General features: G+C 71.1%; 12 protein-coding genes, 1 tRNA gene and 1 pseudogene. 10 read left to right on the top strand and 4 right to left on the bottom strand.

The features are described 5' to 3' along the window. Positions 1–254: 254 nt before the first annotated feature. On the top strand, positions 255–1856 hold the full coding sequence (locus AB0D18_RS16540; RefSeq protein ID WP_362418241.1) for an MDR family MFS transporter: 1602 nt from the start codon (positions 255–257) through the stop codon (positions 1854–1856). Positions 1857–2190: 334 nt separating this feature from the next. Here the strand turns inward: AB0D18_RS16540 and AB0D18_RS16535 are convergent, their stop codons facing one another. The 3 genes from AB0D18_RS16535 to AB0D18_RS16525 all read right to left on the bottom strand — a co-directional run bounded on the left by AB0D18_RS16535 (position 2191) and on the right by AB0D18_RS16525 (position 7123). Then, positions 2191–3078, bottom strand: a complete 888-nt coding sequence (locus tag AB0D18_RS16535) for a cellulose-binding protein (RefSeq protein ID WP_362417948.1) — start codon at positions 3076–3078, stop codon at positions 2191–2193. A 198-nt stretch (positions 3079–3276) separates the two neighbouring features. Next, positions 3277–6114, bottom strand: coding sequence for an SUKH-4 family immunity protein (locus AB0D18_RS16530; protein WP_362417945.1), 2838 nt, complete (start codon positions 6112–6114; stop codon positions 3277–3279). A gap of 16 nt (positions 6115–6130) precedes the next feature. Continuing rightward, a complete protein-coding gene (locus AB0D18_RS16525; protein WP_362417942.1) occupies positions 6131–7123 on the bottom strand; it encodes an SMI1/KNR4 family protein in 993 nt (330 codons plus the stop codon). A 946-nt stretch (positions 7124–8069) separates the two neighbouring features. Here AB0D18_RS16525 and AB0D18_RS16520 point away from each other — a divergent pair. The 9 genes and pseudogenes from AB0D18_RS16520 to pth form a co-directional block, all read left to right on the top strand. Further along, positions 8070–8558 (top strand): annotated as a pseudogene (locus AB0D18_RS16520) (YwqJ-related putative deaminase); the annotation flags it as partial. A gap of 10 nt (positions 8559–8568) precedes the next feature. Continuing rightward, positions 8569–9102, top strand: a complete 534-nt coding sequence (locus AB0D18_RS16515) for an SUKH-3 domain-containing protein (protein ID WP_362417939.1) — start codon at positions 8569–8571, stop codon at positions 9100–9102. A gap of 133 nt (positions 9103–9235) precedes the next feature. After that, the gene (locus tag AB0D18_RS16510; protein ID WP_362417936.1) at positions 9236–10546 is read left to right on the top strand and encodes a histidine kinase; all 1311 of its coding nucleotides are present in this window, start codon (positions 9236–9238) and stop codon (positions 10544–10546) included. Positions 10547–10661: 115 nt separating this feature from the next. Beyond that, complete coding sequence (locus tag AB0D18_RS16505) at positions 10662–11528, top strand: helix-turn-helix domain-containing protein (RefSeq protein ID WP_362417933.1); 867 nt, start codon at positions 10662–10664, stop codon at positions 11526–11528. 27 nt (positions 11529–11555) lie between these two features. Continuing rightward, positions 11556–11627 (top strand) — tRNA-Gln (locus AB0D18_RS16500). A gap of 115 nt (positions 11628–11742) precedes the next feature. After that, positions 11743–13191 carry a bifunctional UDP-N-acetylglucosamine diphosphorylase/glucosamine-1-phosphate N-acetyltransferase GlmU gene (glmU, locus tag AB0D18_RS16495; protein WP_362417930.1) on the top strand — a complete coding sequence of 483 codons (1449 nt, stop codon included), beginning with the start codon at positions 11743–11745 and terminating at the stop codon, positions 13189–13191. A 104-nt stretch (positions 13192–13295) separates the two neighbouring features. Then, a complete protein-coding gene (locus AB0D18_RS16490) occupies positions 13296–14273 on the top strand; it encodes a ribose-phosphate diphosphokinase (RefSeq protein WP_362417927.1) in 978 nt (325 codons plus the stop codon). A 334-nt stretch (positions 14274–14607) separates the two neighbouring features. Further along, positions 14608–15189, top strand: coding sequence for a 50S ribosomal protein L25/general stress protein Ctc (locus AB0D18_RS16485; RefSeq protein ID WP_362417924.1), 582 nt, complete (start codon positions 14608–14610; stop codon positions 15187–15189). A gap of 138 nt (positions 15190–15327) precedes the next feature. Next, a complete protein-coding gene (gene pth / locus AB0D18_RS16480) occupies positions 15328–15942 on the top strand; it encodes an aminoacyl-tRNA hydrolase (RefSeq protein WP_362417921.1) in 615 nt (204 codons plus the stop codon). Positions 15943–16003: 61 nt separating this feature from the next. On the opposite strand, the gene ppc is transcribed toward pth, so the two are convergent. After that, the gene (gene ppc / locus AB0D18_RS16475) at positions 16004–18736 is read right to left on the bottom strand and encodes a phosphoenolpyruvate carboxylase (protein ID WP_362417918.1); all 2733 of its coding nucleotides are present in this window, start codon (positions 18734–18736) and stop codon (positions 16004–16006) included. Positions 18737–18781: the final 45 nt, after the last annotated feature.

Below are 18781 nucleotides of genomic sequence, written 5' to 3'. Positions count from 1 at the left end.
TGGGTGGAGCGGTCGGGGGGAGCGTGTCCACCCGCTCCGCCCCCTCCCCCGCCCGACCTGCGGGTGAGACGCTGTCCGGACAGAAATACGTGCAGGGGGAAGGGACTTCGGTGGGCGGCGAGGATGTAGGGGGCACGGAGAGCGGGGAGAGCGGGGAGGGCGCGGACAGCGGGGAGGGCGCGGACAGCGCCGGGGCGATACCCGGAGCCGTACGGCCTGATCCTGTACGGCGGGGGCCGGTCGTTGCCGCGCTCATGCTGGGGATGGCGCTCGCCGCGCTCGACGGGACGATCGTTTCCACCGCCGTCCCCCAGATCGTGGGCGACCTCGGCGGGTTCACGGTCTTCTCCTGGCTGTTCGCCGGCTACCTCCTGGCCGTGACCGTCACCCTCCCCGTGTACGGGAAGCTCTCCGACACCTTCGGCCGCAAGCCCGTACTGATCACCGGCATCGCGCTCTTCCTCGTCGGCTCCGTACTGTGCGCGCTCGCCTGGAACATGCCGGCACTGATCGCCTTCCGGATCGTCCAGGGGCTGGGCGGCGGCGCCATCCAGGGCACCGTCCAGACCGTCGCGGCCGATCTGTACCCGCTGAAGGAACGCCCCAAGATCCAGGCGAAGCTGTCGACCGTGTGGGCGGTGTCGGCGGTTGCGGGCCCCGCGCTGGGCGGGGTGCTGGCCACGTACGCGGGCTGGCGGTGGATCTTCCTCATCAACCTGCCGGTGGGGGCGGTGGCGATGTGGCTGATCGCCAGGTACCTGCGGGAGCCGGAGCGGGTGGGGCGGGCCGGCCGGGTGGTGCGGGAACCGGGAGGGCCGGTCGTACGTTCTCGTATTGACTGGCCCGGTGCGCTCGCCGTATTCGCCTGCGGCGGGGTGTTGTTGACGGCACTGGTGCAGGGCGGAGTGGCCTGGCCCTGGCTCTCCGCCCCGTCCCTGGCGCTGTTCGCGACGAGCGCCGTGCTGGTCGTGGTCGTCGTGATGGTCGAACGGCGCGCGGCCGAACCCATCCTCCCCGGCTGGGTCTGGCGGCGCCGCACGATCGCCGCGGTCAACGTCGCGCTGGGTGCGCTCGGCCTGCTGATGGTCGCCCCGACCGTCTTCCTGCCGACGTACGCCCAGTCCGTGCTGGGGCTCGACCCGACGGCGGCCGGGTTCGTGCTGTCCATCATGACGCTGAGCTGGCCGGTGTCGGCGGCGCTGAGCCAGCACGTGTACCGGCGGATCGGCTTCCGGCAGACGGCGATCATCGGGATCTCGCTGGCGACGCTGATCCTGCTGACGTTTCCGCTGCTGCCGTTCCCGGGCGCCGCGTGGCAGCCGGCGCTGATCATGCTGTTGCTGGGCGGGGCGCTCGGGATCTTCCAGCTGCCGCTGATCGTCGGGGTCCAGTCGACGGTCGGCTGGTCCGAGCGGGGGACGGCGACCGCGTCGATCCTCTTCTACCGGCAGCTGGGGCAGAGCGTGGGGGCGGCCCTCTTCGGAGCGGTGGCCAACGCGACGCTCGCGTCGCGGCTGGAGTCCGCGCCCGCGGCGATCCGGGACGGCCTGCCCGGAGACCTCGACTCGGTCTCCCACGCGCTGACCGACCCGGGGTCGGCGCTGGGCGCCGGGGCGGCGGACTATCTGCGGCGGGCGGTCGATACGGCCGTCGACCATGTGTATGTGGGGGCGGCGGGGGCCGGGGTGGTGGCGCTGGTGGCGTTGGTGGTGATGGCACCGAGGAGGTTTCCGGTGCTGGGGGAGGTGGGGCTCCCTCGGGGCGAGGAGGATTCCGGGGCGGGGGGCGGGGTGGGAGACGGAGCGGGAGACGGGGTGGGAGACGGGGTGGAGCGGGTTCCGGGGGCCGGGCGGTGAGTGGGTGCCGGGGGCGGTGAGTGGGAGCCGGGGGCGGTGAGTGGGAGCCGGGGGCGGTGAGTGGGAGCCGGGGGCGGTGAGTGGGAGCCGCGGGCGGTGAGTGGGAGCCGCGGGCGGTGAGTGGGAGTGGTGCGGGGCGGTTCGCGCCTGCGGCGGGCCATGCCCCTCCCCACCCCTTCCCTCAACCGCTCGTCGCGGGGCGGGAAAGGGCAGCACGGCTTGCGCCGGTGGGGGCGGGTGTTCCGGGCTGCGCCCGGTGCACGGCTGCGCCGCGCGTCCTCACACGCCGGACGGGCTGAAGATGCCCGCCCTCAGGTGCCGGACCAGGCTGCAGTTAACCCTCCGTCCCCGCCCTCCCCGTCAGCGTCGCCAAGCTGTTCCGTACGTGCGTCATGTGCGCCTGCATCTCCTCGCGCGCCTCGTCGTGCTCGCGTACCACCCGCTCCGTCTCCCGGGCGATGCGTTCCTCCTGCATCCGGGCCGCCGCGATCAGTTCCGCGCCCTGGGCATCCGCGTTCTCCTGGCCGTGGCGGGCCTCCTCCTCCGTCTCGGCGAGGGCTCGTTTCGCCTTCGCGAGTACGGATTCGGCGCGTGCCGTCAGTGCGGCGAAGTGTTCGTCGGCCGCTGCTTCCCGTGCGGCGAGTTCGTGCTCGGCCGTTTCACGGCGTTCCGCGTGTTCCTTCTTCTGGCCGGTGAGCAGCGCCTCCGTGCGCTGCCGCATCTCCGTCAGCCCGGCCAGCGCCTCGGCCCGCCACTGCTGCGCGTCCCGGGCCGCCGCGGCCCGCGCGTCGTCCGCCTCGGACTGCGACGCCTCCAGCAGCGTGCGGGCCGCTTCCTCCGCCTCCGCCCGGAGCGCGTCCGACGCCGCCCGTGCCTCGTCCTGCGCCTTGCGCGCCGCGGCGTCGGCGGCCGCCGCGAGGGCGGACGCGTGCTCCGCCGTAGCCGACCGCAGCTCTGCGGACTCCTCCTCGGCCAGGGCCAGCAGCGACCTGGCCCGCTCGGTCAGCGACTCGTACGTCTGCACAGGCAGCTGGGCGACCCGTTCGCGCAGCGCCTCCGCTTCCGCTGCCAGCTGCTGCGCGAGGTCCGTCAGCCGGGCGGCCCGCTCCCGCGCGTCGTCGCGGTCGCGGGACAGTCCGGCGATCCGGTGGTCCACCTGTTCGGGGCGGTAGCCGCGGCCACGCACCATGGTGAAGCCCTGGGGTGACGTCGATGCACTCATCCCTGATTTCCCCTTACATCCGGTGATTCCGGTCTCCGGCAGAACTCCGGCACATCCTGATGGATCGGACTCCAGTGTCCATAAGGCGACACTCTGCCCGGAACCCGGCCCTGTCCGAGACGAAAAAAAGCCGGGGCGCCCGACCTGGGAAACAGGTCGGGCGCCCCGGCCGCCATGCGCGTACCCGGGGGAGCCGTACTACAACAGCCCGTCCCACATCTGCTCAAGGAGCACCGACCACCAGCTCTCCGGCGACGCCAGCGCCGCCGGGTCCAGCGCGGCCAGCTGGGCCTGGAAGTCGACGGTCCAGCGGCCCGCCTGCTCCGGATTGAGGCCGAAGCGCAGCCGCCACATCCGGCCGAGGAGGGCCAGGGAGCGCACGAACTCCGGCAGGCCGGTGTTGACGAACTGCGGCGGTACGGGCTGACCGCCGGGGCCCGCCTCGACCGGCACGGCCACGATGTTCGCCGTCCCGTACTGGACGCAGATCGCCCGCCCGAAGTCCGAGCCCATCACCAGGTACGAGCCCGCGTCCGAGGCCGGCTGCACGCCGCGCTGCTGAGCCAGCTCGGCGAGCGTCGGGACCGGCTGGCCCGGCGCCGCCTGCGCCCAGAAGAACGGGCCGAAGTCGACCGGCAGCCCGGCCCACATCAGCGTCATCGCCACGACCTCCGGCACGCCCTGGCGCGACACCGCACCCTGGTCGAACCGGAAGATCGCCTGCGGCCCGAACGCCGAGACCAGCTCGTGCGCCACACCCTCCGGCGGAATCGGCGGCAGCTGCATCAGCTGGCTCGGGTGCGGCAGCGGCGCGCGTACGGGCGCGGGACGCGCCGGACCGTCCGCGACCTGGTGCAGCTCGCCCTGGTGGGTGAGCAGGTGCTGCATGCCCTGCTGGCGGGACGCGTGGTCCGTGCCGTACGGGGCGACGCTCGTGATCCGCACCTGCGGCCAGGTCTCGCGGATCATGCGCGCGCAGTACCCACCGGGCAGCTCACAGGACGCCAACTCCGTGTGGAGTTCCAGGACTTGCTGCGGCGGCACCTGCATCGCGCGCAGCTCGTGCAGCATCTGCCACTCAGGGTGCGGAGTGCCAGGCGCCGAGCGGCGGATGAGCTGCTGCTCGGAACCGTCCTGCGCGCGGTAGCGCAGCACGGCCTGGTAGCCGGGGCCGACCGTCGGCAGCCCGGACGGCGGCTGCTGCGGGTAGCCGTACGCGGGCGGCCCCTGGTGCGGCTGAGGCTGCGGGGCCTGGTGCGGGGCCTGGTGCTGCGCATGCGGAGGCGGCATGTTCGGCGGCGGAGCCTGCTGCTGCATGTGCGGCGGCGGCATGAGCCCGTGCGGGGGCGGCATCGCACCGGGAGGTCCGGGCGGACCGGGCGGCTGCAGCGCGCCGGGGCCGCCGGGGGGCGGGCCCGCGAGCATGGTCGCGGCGTGATGGACGCCTCCGCCGGGAGCACCGGGGGCACCGGGGCCGCTGGGGGCACCAGGAGCGCTGGGGGCACCAGGAGCGCCAGGCGGCCCCGGCGGCTGCGGAGCGCCCGGACCCTGGTTCGGGCCGGGCGGCGGCGCGAGCATGGTCGCCGCATGGTGAACTCCCCCGCCCGGAGGCGGAGTCGACCCCGGGGAGCCGGGCGCACCGGGGGCACCGGGCGGGCCGGGAGGCTGTATGGCGCCCAGGCTGTGCTGACCACCCTGGCTCGGGTCGGCCAGCATCGTCGCCGCATGGTGGACGCCACCACCGGGCGGCGGCGTGGAACCGGGAGGTCCGGGCGGCCCGGGAGGCTGCGGAGCACCCGGAGCACCCGGCGCACCCAGGTGCGGAACCAGCGCCGTCGGTACGTAACCCCCGGCCGGGGCACCCGGAGTGCCGGGACCCGACGGCGGTGCCACCGCTCCGGGCCGCGCCCCCGGAGTGCCTGGCGCACCGGGCGGCGGCGGAGTCGTCGGACCCCCGCCGCGCCGGGCACCGGGCGGCAGGGTGGCCTTGCTGGTCGCGGCGTCGGCGATGTCCCCGGCACCTGTGGACGGGCCGGGGCGGCGCGGGGCGGCGGGAGCACCGGGAGCACCCGGCGCGTTCGGTGCCGCGGGCGGCTGCGTACCGGAACCCAAAACGGAACCCGAAGCGGAACCCGGTCCGGCCCCCGGCAACGGCTGCGGAGCCGACGGGTCCTGCAGAGCGGGCGACACGGCCGTGCGCGGCAGCTGGCTGCCGCCCTGCAGCAGCGAGGTCTTGGCCTCGGGGGCGGCCCCCGGCGGCGGGGTGTCGTCGTCCGCCCCGACGAGCGGTGGCGCGAACATGGTGGCGGGCAGCGGAACGCCGCCCGCGTCGGAGTTGGTGTCGGTACCGGCCCACGGGGTCGCCCCCGCGGGCACGGCGGCGGGTACGCCATCGGATGCCGTCGGCTCGTACGCAACCGAAGCCGGGGCCGAGGCGGGGCGCGAAGCGGGGCCCGAAGCCGAAGGGGAATTCGATGCGGAACCGGTATTCGCTCCGGGAGCCGGCCAGGCGGTCGCCCCGGAATCGGGCGTGCGGGAAGCGGAACCCGCCCCGCCGCCGGTCGCCGACCCACCGCCGGACCCGGAACCAGAACTGGACCCGGAACCAGAACCGGAACCGGAACTGGAACCAGAACCCGCCCCCGACCTCCGGTCCGGAATCCCGATCTTGTCCGCCGCCTCCTGCAACCACTCCGGCGGCGTCAGCAGGAACGACGTCTGTTGCAGGTCAACGCGGAGCGGCGGCTCCGGAGCAGGTTCGTCCGCGTCGCCCGCCGGAGCCCCGTACTCCTCCTCGTACCGCCGGATCACCTCGCCCACCGGCAGCTCCGGCCACAGCGTGGCCTCGCCGCTGTCGCGGGCGATGACGAGCCGCTGCCGGCCGCCGTCGGAGACCGGGCCGTTCTCCCGGTCCTCGGCCCACACCACGAAACCGAGGTCGAACTCCCGTACCCGCACCTCCCGGTGCTGGTACGCGGGCACGTCCCCGTTGACCCACTCGTCCGCACGCTCCTGCGCCTGCGCGAAAGTCACCATCGGACAGTCAACCCCGTCATCCCTCGTCCAGAACATCCGAAACGTCGACGGCGCGCGCGAAGCCGCCGTCGACCATCAGATTCGCCACCGTCTGCAGCTCCGGCGGGTTGCCCGCCAGCCGCTGCAGGAATTCGTCGAAGTCGTCGCCGCAGGGCAGCAGCAGCCGCTCCACGCGCTCCTGCACCGACCAGCCGTTCTGGTCGCGTGCGTCGTCGTACGCGCAGAACCACACCGAGCCGACGTCCTCGCCGCGCACCTTCACAGCGAGGATCCCGCCCTGGACGAAGGTGACGCCGAGGTAGTCCTTGGTGAGGTGGTCGCGCAGGCACTTGTTGACGTAGACCAGGTCGTTGACGCCGGCCTCGTCGCGCACCGTGAAGAACGGCTGGTCCACCAGCAGCCCCAGCTCGGCGTCGAGCGCCGCACCGACGGGCGCGCAGCCGCCCGCCGCCTTCAGGAAGGAGCGGTACGCACCGGGCAGCCGGTAGCCCAAGTCCTCTTCCACGCCCAGCACTTGGGACTCCGAGACGGCGACCGTCCCCTTCGGCAGCCCGAAGTGGACGGGCCGCGTCTCCTGCAGGGGGCGGGTACCGCGCTTGTCCTGGTCGACGGAGGTCGTGGCGAGCCCGCCGTGATGACGGAGCAGCGCCTTCACCTCCACCGGTACGAGGTACATGCGGCGGGTGTACGGAACGTGGTGCCAGGTCCAGCCGTGCGGGGTGGAGACCGGGTCGAGCGTCTCCCACAGCTCGTGGCCCTCGGCGTGCAGGGCGGCGTTGGCCGACACGTAGTCGGTCAGCCGGAGCTCGTCCACGCCGAAGCCCTCGGGGGGTTCGGCGATCTCGGCTGCGGCGCGCGCGTAGGGCGCGAAGTCCGGGTAGCCATCCTCGTCCACCCGTACCCCCTGGGGGTGACGGGCGGCCCGGACGGGGTCCGGGAAGTTCACGAGCTGCCCGGCGTAGGCCGCGTTCGGTGGCGCGGCTTGCTGCCCGAGCCGACCTGTCGTCATGGCTGATGCCCCCTGCTGCGTCCGGCTGATTCACCACAGCCTATGCGGTGGTGCAACAAGGGGTCCTGCCCCCGGAAGGCCGCCGCGATGCCTGAACGAGACCTGCACGGCAGCCCCGTAACGGGGGGTCCACGCACGATCCACGGGCGGTCACGCACACCCGCCCCAGCACCCTCACGCGGCGCCCTTCTCCTGGAAGACGCGCCCGAACCAGTGCCCCAGCTTCCCCACGACAGGGCACATTTGGCAGGCTGTCCCCGCAACTCGGGGGATTGCAGGGAGGGAACGCACCACCATGCACACTGCACAAACAGGAAATCTGCACGCACCGCAGACAACAAGGACAACGGGGGCACCAAGGGCGGCGGGCGCACCGGGAACAACGGCAGCCACGATGAAGGCCACGCGCACGGCGAGCGACCCCCGCACGGGCGGACCGACGGGAACCGCACCGACGGGGACGAACACGGGGGCAGGACCGGGGGCGGGGCCGGGGGCAGGACCCGCCCCGACCGCGACAGCGACGGGCTCCACGGGCCCGACGCCGGCACGCGACACGGCAACACCGGCATACGGACAGACGGCACGCGACGCAGCAGCACCGGCGTACGGACAGACCGCACGCGACGCACACGCAACCCGCGAAGCGGACACTGCGCACACGTCCCGCGACGCACACGCAACGCGCGACGCCCACGCAGCCCACCCGTCCCGCGACGCGCGCACGGCACCGGCTGCCCGCGACGCGCAGACGGCACCCGCTGCCCGAGCCACCACCGGCCCGCAGGCAGCCCGCCCACCACACCCGGCCCGCGCCTCGGCCCACGCCCACCCGGCCCACGCCGTGGCCGGCCCGGCCACGCCCGGCGAGCCCCGCACACCGGCCGCACCCGTACCCACGGACACCGAACCCACCACAGCCGAACCCACCACAGCCGGCGCCACCACATCCGGCGACCCCCGCCTCTCCTGGAGCAGCAGCACCGAAACAAGCCCGCCGCCCACACTCCGCCACCGCCGCGACGGCATACTGCCCGCCGTCGCAGCCGCCCTCTCCGTACGCGGCGCGGACACCCTCACCTGCACCGCGGGCAAGGCGGACCAGCCTCCCGCCCTGCACCCCCTCGTCCAGGACTTCCTGGACACCCTCACCACGGTCCAGCGCACCCGATTCACCGGCCGCTGCCCCGAGGCGATCCTGCTCTCCCGGCACATCTCGGCGGCCGAGACGGGCCGCTCCAAGCGCGCCTCACGCAAACCGCTCACCGCGAACGAGGCCCGCCGTTCCCTCAAACACTCCAAGCTCACCGCCCGCCGCATCCGCGAGGACGGCGACCCACTGCACGGCAGCTACGCCCCGCCCTGCCGCTCCTGCGCACCACTCCTCGCCCATTTCGGCGTACGCCCGGTAGACCCCACCGCCGAGAAGGGCTGACCACACCTCCATGCCCCCCACCACCCAGCAGCACCCCCAGCCCCACCTCAACACCAGCACCACCCGCTTCCCGGTGGCCGTCGACGCCGCGCTCCGGGAGGCGGGCTGGCAGCCGGGCCGCTGGGACATAAGGCAGGCCGAGCACTGGGCGGACACCCTCCGCGCCCACGTCTCCCCGGCCGGCCACCGGCACACCGTCTTCCCGGCAGCGGTCGAGGCCTGGGCCGAGTTCGGCGGCCTGCACATCAACCCGCCGGGCACCGGCCGCCAGATCGCCCCGACCCCGGCACTCCTGGACCCCCTGCACGGCCTGCACCTCGCCCGTACGTTCGCGGACCTGGGCCGCGCCCTGGACACCGAGGTCTGCCCGCTGGGCCGGGAGAACGGCAAGGCCGGCGACATCCAGGCCACCCTGGCCATCGACGCCGAGGGCCGCATCTACAGCCTCGACCACACCGGCGACTGGTTCCTGGGCCACACCCTCGACCAGGCACTCGCCACCCTCATCACCGGCGCCCAGCCCCACCGCCTCGGCACAGCCTGAACAACCACCGCACCACCGCCCGCACCACCGCCCGAACCAGCACCCGAGGCCCGAACCAACGCCAGGACCAGCCCCGCAACCCTGTCAAGAAGTCGCAGGAAAAAGGAGACGGACCGCCCGTAGGCTGGTCCGTATGACCGTTACGGGGGCAGACCGCAGCGACGTGGACCTGACCAGTCCACGCTTCTGGTGGTGGGAGCGGCGACGCAGTGTCGTGCTCGATTCAGGACTGGCGGCCGCATCGGCGGCCGAGTGCACGGTGGAAGGCGTGGCCTTCGCCCACCAGACCGGAGTGCCGGTCGTACTGAGCGTGCTCGTCGGCCTGCTGGTGGGTGCCAGCCTTCTCGTACGACGCCGGTGGCCGATCGCCGTCGTCCTCATCTCGCTCGCCGTGACCCCCGCCGAGATGGGCTTCATGCTGAGCGTGGTCGGGCTCTACACGCTGGCCGCCTCGGAGGTCCCACGCCGCATCACCACCGTCCTCGCGGGCATGGCGTTCGCCGGCACGCTCATCGTGTCGGCGGTCCGAATGCGCTCCCTCGCGGGCGACGGCGAGTTCGACCCCAGCACCGGCTACACCCTCGCCATGTCCGTGGTGCTCGCCCTCGGCATGACCGCCCCGCCGCTCCTCCTCGGCCTGTACATAGGCGCCCGCCGCCGTCTGATGGAAAGCCTCCGCGAACGAGCCGACTCCCTCGAACGGGAACTCTCCCTCCTCGCCGACCGCGCCGAGGAGCGCGCCGAGTGGGCCCGTACCGAAGAACGCACCAGGATCGCCCGCGAAATGCACGACGTGGTCGCCCACCGCGTCAGCCTGATGGTCGTCCACGCGGCAGCCCTCCAGGCGATCGCCCTCAAGGACCCCCAGAAGGCCGTCAAGAACGCCGCCCTGGTCGGCGACATGGGCCGCCAGGCCCTCACCGAACTCCGCGAGATGCTGGGCGTCCTGCGCTCCCCCGATGCGGCAGCCCTCACCCGCACCGCCACCCCGCCGATCCCCCTGGCAGCCGTCGGCGCCGCCGCGGCGGCAGCCGCAGAAGCAGCGGAGAACGGCCCCTGCCTCGCCGACGTGGAAGCCCTCGTCGAACAGTCCAGGGCCGCCGGAATGACCGTCGAACTCTCCGTCGACGGCGACCCGGTCCCCTGCGGCGCCCTGGTCGAGCAGACCGCCTACCGGGTCATCCAGGAGGCCCTCACCAACGTCCACAAGCACGCCCCCGGAGCGAAGACCTGGGTCCGCGTCGCCCACCGCGAGGGCACCGAGATCGCCATGCAGATCGAGAACGCGGCCTCCGACGCGGACGCCCCCCAGGCGGGCCTCCCGAGCGGCGGAAACGGCCTGGTCGGCATGCGCGAACGGGTCCTGGCCCTGGGCGGAGTCTTCGTCGCGGGCCCCACGGACCCGGGCGGCTTCCGCGTCTCGGCCGTACTCCCGGTGAAGTAATCCCCTGAAACACACAAAAGTTCTCTCTGCCACCGGATCATCCACAATCCACCCAGATACATGAATCGCGGCCGTTCCCGGCACACGCATCCGCTCAGCGAACAAAGCTGCTCGCATGACGATCACACCGGGCCGTCCCGGCAAATACGCGGACTTCGAGGCTCTGCGCGAGCAGGCCGTCGCACTGCGCCGCGAAGGCCTCAGCCTCCGCCAAATCCGAGACCGGCTGGAGGTCTTCAACAACGACGTCCTCTATCGCCTCGTGCAGGACGAACCGCCGCCGGAGTGGACGAAGCGGCCGAGAGCGAAGGACGACGTGCGAGCGACGGCTAGGGAGCTACGGCTCCAGGGCATGACCTACACCCAGATCCAAACAGAGCTGGGGTGCTCCAAGAGCTCCATCTCGACATGGGTACGGGACCTCCCGAGGCCAGATCTCGGCACCCCGGCCGACCGCGCAAAGCGCGCAGCACAGACTCGCTGGGAGCACGAGCGTCCGAGGCGGGAAGAGGCGCGCCGCCAGGTCAAGCAAGAAGCCGCACGCGAGATCGGCCCCCTGGACGACCTACAGCTACATATTGCTGGAGTCTCCCTGTACTGGGCCGAGGGAACCAAGGACAAGGCTCACGTTCGACGTGAACTCGTCGAGTTCATCAACAGCGACCCCAATGTCATCCGCCTCTTCCTACGCTGGCTGACCCTGGTCGGAGTCGGGCCCGAGAGGCTCCGCTGCCGGGTGTCGATTCACGAGACGGCCGACGTCCCTGCCGCCGAAGAGTTCTGGGCCGAGCTTGTCGGTATCCCTCGCGAAGCATTCAGCAAGCCCGTGATCAAGAAGCACAACCCGAAGACGGTCCGCAAGAACACCGGCGACACCTACCGAGGCTGCCTGGTTATCCGTGTGACCCAAAGCGCTGAGCTTTACCGTCGCATTGAAGGCTGGTGGTACGGCATAGTGTTGGGGTCGCAGCCCGCAGCCTGACGCAATGTCCGGTTTGGGTCACTATGGTCCCCCATGGTGTAATTGGCAGCACTGTGGCTTTTGGTGCCATATGTCCGGGTTCAAGTCCTGGTGGGGGAGCTATCCCTTTTGTCGGGTCCCGACCTCCCCAGGTCGGGACCCGCCCTCGTTTCCCCCTCGTAACCCCCCGGTATCCTGCGGAGGTCCACCCCCGAAGAAGCCGAAGGGCACCACTGTGAGCGCCAATAGCCCGGCAGCCGTCGTCGTCCTCGCAGCGGGTGAGGGCACCCGCATGAAGTCGGCCACCCCGAAGGTCCTGCACGAGATCAGCGGGCGCTCGCTCGTCGGCCACGTCGTCACCGCGGCACGCGAACTGGACCCCGCCGACCTGGTCGTCGTCGTCGGTCACGCTCGCGAGAAGGTCACCGCCCACCTCGGTGAGATCGACCCCGAGGCGCACACCGCCGTGCAGGAGCAGCAGCTCGGTACGGGTCATGCCGTACGGATGGGTCTTGAGGCCCTCGGTGGCAGCCCGTCCGGGACGGTCGTCGTGGTCTGCGGCGACACCCCACTGCTGACCGGCGAGACGCTCACCGCTCTCGCGGCCACGCACACCGCCGACGGCAACGCCTGCACCGTGCTGACCGCCGAGGTCCCGGACTCGACCGGGTACGGGCGGATCGTGCGGGACGCCGGGACGCAGGCCGTCACGGCGATCGTCGAGCACAAGGACGCCAGCGACGCCCAGCGTGCGATCCGGGAGATCAACTCCGGTGTGTTCGCGTTCGACGGTGAGCTGCTGGCCGATGCGCTGGGCAAGGTGCGTACGGACAACAGCCAGGGTGAGGAGTACCTCACGGACGTCCTGGGCATCCTGCGCGAGGCCGGTCACCGGGTCGGTGCGTGTGTCGCGGCCGACCATCGCGAGATTCTCGGCATCAACAACCGTGTGCAGTTGGCGGAAGCGCGTCGGCTGCTCAACGCGCGGCTGCTTGAGCGCGCGATGCTCTCCGGTGTCAGCATCATCGACCCGCAGACGACGTTCGTGGACGCGACGGTCACTTTCGGCCAGGACGCGATCGTGCACCCGGGTACGCAGCTCCTCGGTTCGACGCACATCGCCGCGGACGCGGAGGTCGGCCCGAATTCCCGTCTGAAGGACACGACGGTCGGTATCGGTGCCCGTGTCGACAACACCGTGGCGGACGGTGCCGAGATCGGCGCCGCCGCCAACATCGGTCCGTTCGCGTACCTGCGCCCCGGTACGAAGCTGGGCATGAAGTCGAAGATCGGCGCGTACGTCGAGACGAAGAACGCGGTGATCGGCGAGGGCACGAAGGTTCCGCATCTGTCGTACGTCGGGGACGCGACGATCGGTGAGTACAGCAACATCGGTGCGGCGAGCGTCTTTGTGAACTACGACGGCGAGGCCAAGCACCACACGACGATCGGCTCTCACTGCCGTACCGGTTCGGACAACATGTTTGTGGCGCCTGTCACGGTCGGGGACGGTGCCTACACCGCTGCCGGGTCGGTCATCACCAAGGACGTTCCGGCCGGTTCGCTGGCCGTGGCCCGTGGCCAGCAGCGGAATATCGAGGGTTGGGTGGCCCGTAAGCGTCCGGGCAGTGCCGCTGCCCAGGCGGCTCAGGCCGCGCCGCAGGAGACCGGCAGCGAAAGCTGACCGGAAACAGGTGCTCCGTGCACCGCGTACCGTGATAGATGCACACCATTTCGGCTGGCTCGCAGGCTTCTGGCGGCCAGAAACACTCTGAGGAGACCGTTGCTGTGACCGGGATCAAGACGACCGGCGAGAAGAAGATGATGCTCTTCTCCGGCCGCGCACACCCCGAGCTGGCCGAGGAGGTCGCACATCAGCTGGGTATCGGCGTTGTGCCGACGAAGGCCTTCGACTTCGCCAACGGTGAGATTTACGTCCGTTTCCAGGAGTCCGCTCGCGGCGCCGACTGCTTCCTGATGCAGAGCCACACGGCTCCCATCAACAAGTGGATCATGGAACAGCTCATCATGGTCGACGCGCTGAAGCGGGCCTCGGCCCGTTCCATCACGGTGATCGTGCCGTCGTACGGGTACGCCCGTCAGGACAAGAAGCACAAGGGCCGCGAGCCGATCTCGGCCCGTCTGGTGGCGGACCTGCTGTCGACCGCCGGTGCCGACCGCATCCTCACGGTGGACCTGCACACCGACCAGATCCAGGGCTTCTTCAACGGCCCGGTCGACCATCTCACCGCGCTGCCGGTCCTCGCGGACTACGTGGGCGCGAAGGTCGACCGTTCCAAGCTGACGATCGTCTCCCCGGACGCCGGCCGGGTGCGCGTCGCCGACCGCTGGTGCGACCGGCTGGACGCCCCGCTGGCGATCGTGCACAAGCGCCGTGACAAGGACGTCGCCAACCAGGTGACCGTCCACGAGGTCGTGGGTGAGGTCAAGGGCCGCGTCTGTGTCCTGGTCGACGACATGATCGACACGGGTGGCACGATCTGCGCCGCCGCCGACGCTCTCTTCGCGCACGGCGCGGAGGACGTCATCGTGACGGCCACGCACGGCATCCTGTCGGGCCCCGCGGCCGACCGTCTGAAGAACTCCAAGGTCAGCGAGTTCGTGTTCACGAACACCCTGCCGGACCCGGGCGACCTGGAGATGGACAAGATCACGGTGCTGTCGATCGCCCCGTCGATCGCCCGCGCGGTGCGCGAGGTCTTCGAGGACGGTTCGGTGACGAGCCTCTTCGAGGAGCAGTCCTAGCTTGCGCTAGCTGTACGGAGAAGGGCCGCCCGGGACCCCCGGGCGGCCCTTCCTCGTACCCGCCGCACGCCGCGATCCGTACCGGCCGCACGCCGGGGTCCGTACCGGCCGCACGCCGGGGTCCGTACCGGCCGCACGCCGGGTTCCGTACCGTACGAAGTGATCGATTGGGCCGTGCGTGATAGTGCGGCTAGACTTCCGGAGTTGCTCGGCGAGGGAGGCCTTTTGAGGCCGTCCGTTATCGACGCGCTCTTCGTAGCAGGCTCCGTTGCGGGCCGTTCGTGTGGCCGGGTGACGACATACCCCGTTTCCACCACTTACGAGGAGTGCAGTCATGGCTGAGGTCAAGCTCACCGCTGAGGTCCGTACCGAGTTCGGCAAGGGCGCCGCCCGCCAGACCCGTCGCGCCAACAAGGTTCCGGCCGTCATCTACGGTCACGGTGCCGAGACGGTGCACATCACCCTTCCGGGTCACGAGCTGATGATGGCGCTCAAGACCAGCAACGCGCTGCTGAACCTGGACATCGAGGGCCGCAGCGAGCTGGTCATCCCCAAGGCCATTCAGCGTGACGCCATCAAGCGCACCATCACCCACGTCGACCTGCTCGCGGTCAAGCTGGGCGAGAAGGTCACCGTCGAGGTCACCGTGCTTTCCGAGGGCGACCTGGCGCCGGGCTCCAACCTCCTGGAGAACGTGCTGAACACCCTCTCGGTCGAGACCGAGGCCACGCACATCCCCGAGTCCGTCACCGTCTCGGTGCAGGGCCTGGACGCCGGTGACGCGATCCTCGCGAAGGACGTCACGCTGCCCGAGGGCACCACGCTGGTGACCGACCCGGAAGCGGTCGTCATCCAGATCGTCTCCACGCAGGCCGAGGAGCCGGCTGCGGACGCCGCCGCCACCACCGAGGCCTGAGCCTCGTAGCGACCCCAGCGGTACCAGCCGCCGTTCCGTGCCGCAGGGCGCGGGGCGGCGGCTGCCGCATGTGTACGGGCTCCCCGGTATCTCCCCGGTATGAAGGAGCCGTACGGCACTCGCAGGTATGAAGGAGCCATGCAGATGACGACGCCTCCCGCCGCCCCGGACCCGTCGGCCCCCTGGCTGGTCGTGGGCCTGGGCAACCCGGGTCCCGATTACGCGGCGAACCGCCACAACGTGGGCTGGATGGTCGCGGACCTCCTCGCCTCGCGGATCGGCGGCAAGTTCAAGTCGCACAAGGCGCGTGCGCAGGTGCTTGAGGGCCGGATCGGTCCTCCGGGCCCTTACAACCGCCGTGTGGTGCTGGCGAAGCCGCTGTCGTACATGAACCTGTCGGGCGGCCCGGTGACGGCGCTGCGTGACTTCTACAAGGTGCCGACGGCGAACATCGTGGCCGTCCACGACGAGCTGGACATCGACTACGGTGTGCTGCGTCTCAAGCTGGGCGGCGGCGACAACGGTCACAACGGCCTGAAGTCGATGACGAAGTCGATGGGCCCCGACTATCACCGGGTCCGTTTCGGCATCGGCCGGCCGCCGGGCCGGATGCAGGTGGCCGACTTCGTGCTGAAGGACTTCTCCTCGGCGGAGAAGAAGGAGCTGGACTACTTCGTGGACCGGGCGTCCGACGCGGTGGAGGCTCTGGTGATCGAGGGCCTTGAGCGGGCGCAGTCGACGTACAACTCGTAGCGCGTACGGCAGCGAAGAGGGCGGCACCGGAGATCCGGTGCCGCCCTCAACTTGCTTACTGTCAGCCGGTGTTGCGCAGTCCGGCCGCCACACCGTTGACGGTCAGCAGCAGTGCGCGGGCGAGCAGCGGGTCGCTCTCCTCGCCTGCCGCGGCCGCGTCGCGCTGGCGCTTGAGGAGTGCCACCTGGAGGTAGGAGATCGGGTCCAGGTAGGCGTCGCGGATGGCGAAGGTCTGCTGGAGGACGGGGCTGTTGTCCAGCAGTTCGGTGCCGCCCGTGATGCGCAGGACTTCCTGGACGGTCAGCTCGTGCTCGGCTTCGATGGTGGTGAAGACGTGCTTGAGCTCGTCGGGCACGAGGGTGTCGACGTAGTGGCGGGCGATCCGCAGGTCGGTCTTGGCGAGGGTCATCTCCACGTTGGAGAGGAAGTTGCGGAAGAAGTGCCAGTGCTCGTGCATCTCTTCCAGGATGCTTTCCAGGCCCGCCTCGCGCAGTGCCTTGAGGCCGGAGCCGACGCCGAACCAGCCGGGCACGATCTGCCGGGACTGGGTCCAGCCGAACACCCACGGGATGGCCCGCAGTCCGTCGAGGGAGACGCCCGAGCCGGGGCGGCGGGAGGGCCGCGAGCCCAGGTGCAGGTCGGCGAGCTGGTCGACGGGGGTGGAGGCGAGGAAGTACGTCGGCAGGTCCGGGTTCTCGACGAGTCCCCGGTAGGCGGTGTGGGCGGCCTCGGACATCGTGTCCATGGCCGCGTCCCAGCGTGCGAGCGCCTCGTCGGACTGGCGGGGCGCGGTGTGCAGGGCGGATGCCTGGAGGGTCGCCGCGACCGTCAGCTCCAGGTTCTCCCTGGCCAGGGAGGGGACGAGGTACTTGTCGGAGATGACCTCGCCCTGCTCGGTCACCTTGATCTCGCCCTCGAGGGTGCCCCACGGCTGCGCGAGGATCGCGTCGTGCGAGGGGCCGCCGCCGCGGCCGACGGTGCCGCCGCGGCCGTGGAAGAGCCGGAGCCGGACGCCGTAGCGGTGGGCCACGTCGCGCAGTCGGCGCTGTGCGCGGTGGATCTCCCACTGGGAGGTGGTGATGCCGCCGAACTTGGAGGAGTCCGAGTAGCCGAGCATGACTTCCTGCACGTCGCCGCGGAGCGAGACGAGGCGCCGGTAGGACGGGTCGGCGAGCATTTCGTCGAGGATCACGTCGGCTGCGCGCAGCTCGTCGGTGGTTTCCAGAAGCGGCACGATGCCGATCTTCGCCCAGCCGGCGTGCAGGTCGAGGAGTCCGGCCTCGCGTGCCAGTACGGCGGCTGCGAAGACGTCGTCGGCGCCCTGGCACATGGAGATGATGTACGACTCGATGACCTCGGGTCCGAAGCGCTCCAGGGCCTCCTTGACGGTGAGGAAGACGCCGAGGGTCTTCTCGCCCGCCGCGTCGAGCGGGGCCGGGACCGGTGCGAGCGGGCGTCGTGAGCGCAGTTCCTTGGCGAGGAGCTTCTGCCGGTACTCGCGGGGCATGTCCGCGTACCGCCAGGATTCTTCGCCGAGCCGGTCGAAGAGGAGGCCGAGTGCGTGGTGGTGGGCGTCGGCGTGTTCGCGTACGTCCATGGTGGCGAGCTGGAGCCCGAAGGCGGCCAGTGTGCGGATGGTGCGGTCCATGCGCCCGTTGGCGAAGAGTCCGCCGCGGTGTTCGCGCAGGGAGGTCTGGATCAGGGCGAGGTCGTCGATGAGCTGGCTGGTGCCGAGGTAGTCGCAGCCGGGGCGGTGGGTGGAGCCCTGGGCGAGGCGCTCGCGTGTGTTGACCAGCTTCTGGCGGATGCAGGTGGCCTTGAGCCGGTAGGGCTCTTCGGCGTTCAGCCGCTTGTAGCGGGGGCTGATCTCCGGGAGTCTTTCCAGGTCGGCCTGGAGGGATTCGAGGAGCTCGTCGGTGGCGCCCGTGTACCGGATGGAGTTCGACAGCTGTCCGCGCAGCTGGTCGACGAGTTCGAGGGCGTCGGTGATCCCGTGCTCGTGCTGGAGGATCAGTACGTCCCAGGTGACGGCGGGGGTGACGTTGGGGTTGCCGTCCCGGTCGCCGCCGATCCAGGTGCCGAAGGTGAGTGGCCTGGTCTCCGGCGGGATCTCGACGCCGACCCGTTCCAGCTCGGCTGCCAGGTCCTCCAGGACGTCGCCGACCGCGCCGGCGTGCAGCTCGTCGAGGTAGTAGATGGCGTTGCGGGCCTCGTCGGCGGGCTCGGGGCGTACGACCCGGAGCTCGTCGGTCTGCCAGATCAGGTCGATCGACTCGGCGAGGCGCAGGTCGTGCCGGCGCCGGTCGGAGGCGATGACGGGTGTTTCCAGGAGCTCTGCGATGCGGCGGAGCTTGTTGAGTACGGAGCGCCGGGCGGCCTCGGTGGGGTGGGCGGTGAAGACCGGCCGCACGTTGAGGTTCTTGACGGTCTGCTTGAGGTGCTCGGGGTCGGCGTCCTTCAGCAGGTCGGCGGTGCGGGCCAGCAGCCCGCCCTCGGCCGCGCGCAGCTCGCGCATCTCGCGCCCGCGGTGTACCTGTTCGGTGACGTTGGCCAGGTGGAAGTATGTGGAGAAGGCGCGCACGAGGCGTGCGGCGGTCTCCAGGTCGGTGTCGCCCAGCAGCTCTGCTGCGGCTTCGCCGTCGGTACGGGTGAGGGCCCGGACCCGTTCCACGAGCTCCAGGAGCTCGGGGCCCTCCTGGCGTACGAGCGTCTCGCCGAGGAGGTCGCCGAGGCGGCGGATGTCGGCACGCAGCTCGGGGCTGGTGTGGGGGGTCGTCTGGTCGGCACTGCTCACAGGTGCGGCTCCTTGCAGTGGGGGAACACGTCAGGCAGGAACTCG

The sequence above is a fragment of the Streptomyces sp. NPDC048442 genome, from assembly GCF_040651475.1.
Lineage (GTDB): Bacteria > Actinomycetota > Actinomycetes > Streptomycetales > Streptomycetaceae > Streptomyces.
The sequence above is the reverse complement of the archived record's forward strand: the minus strand, read 5'-3'. Positions and strand labels throughout refer to the sequence as shown.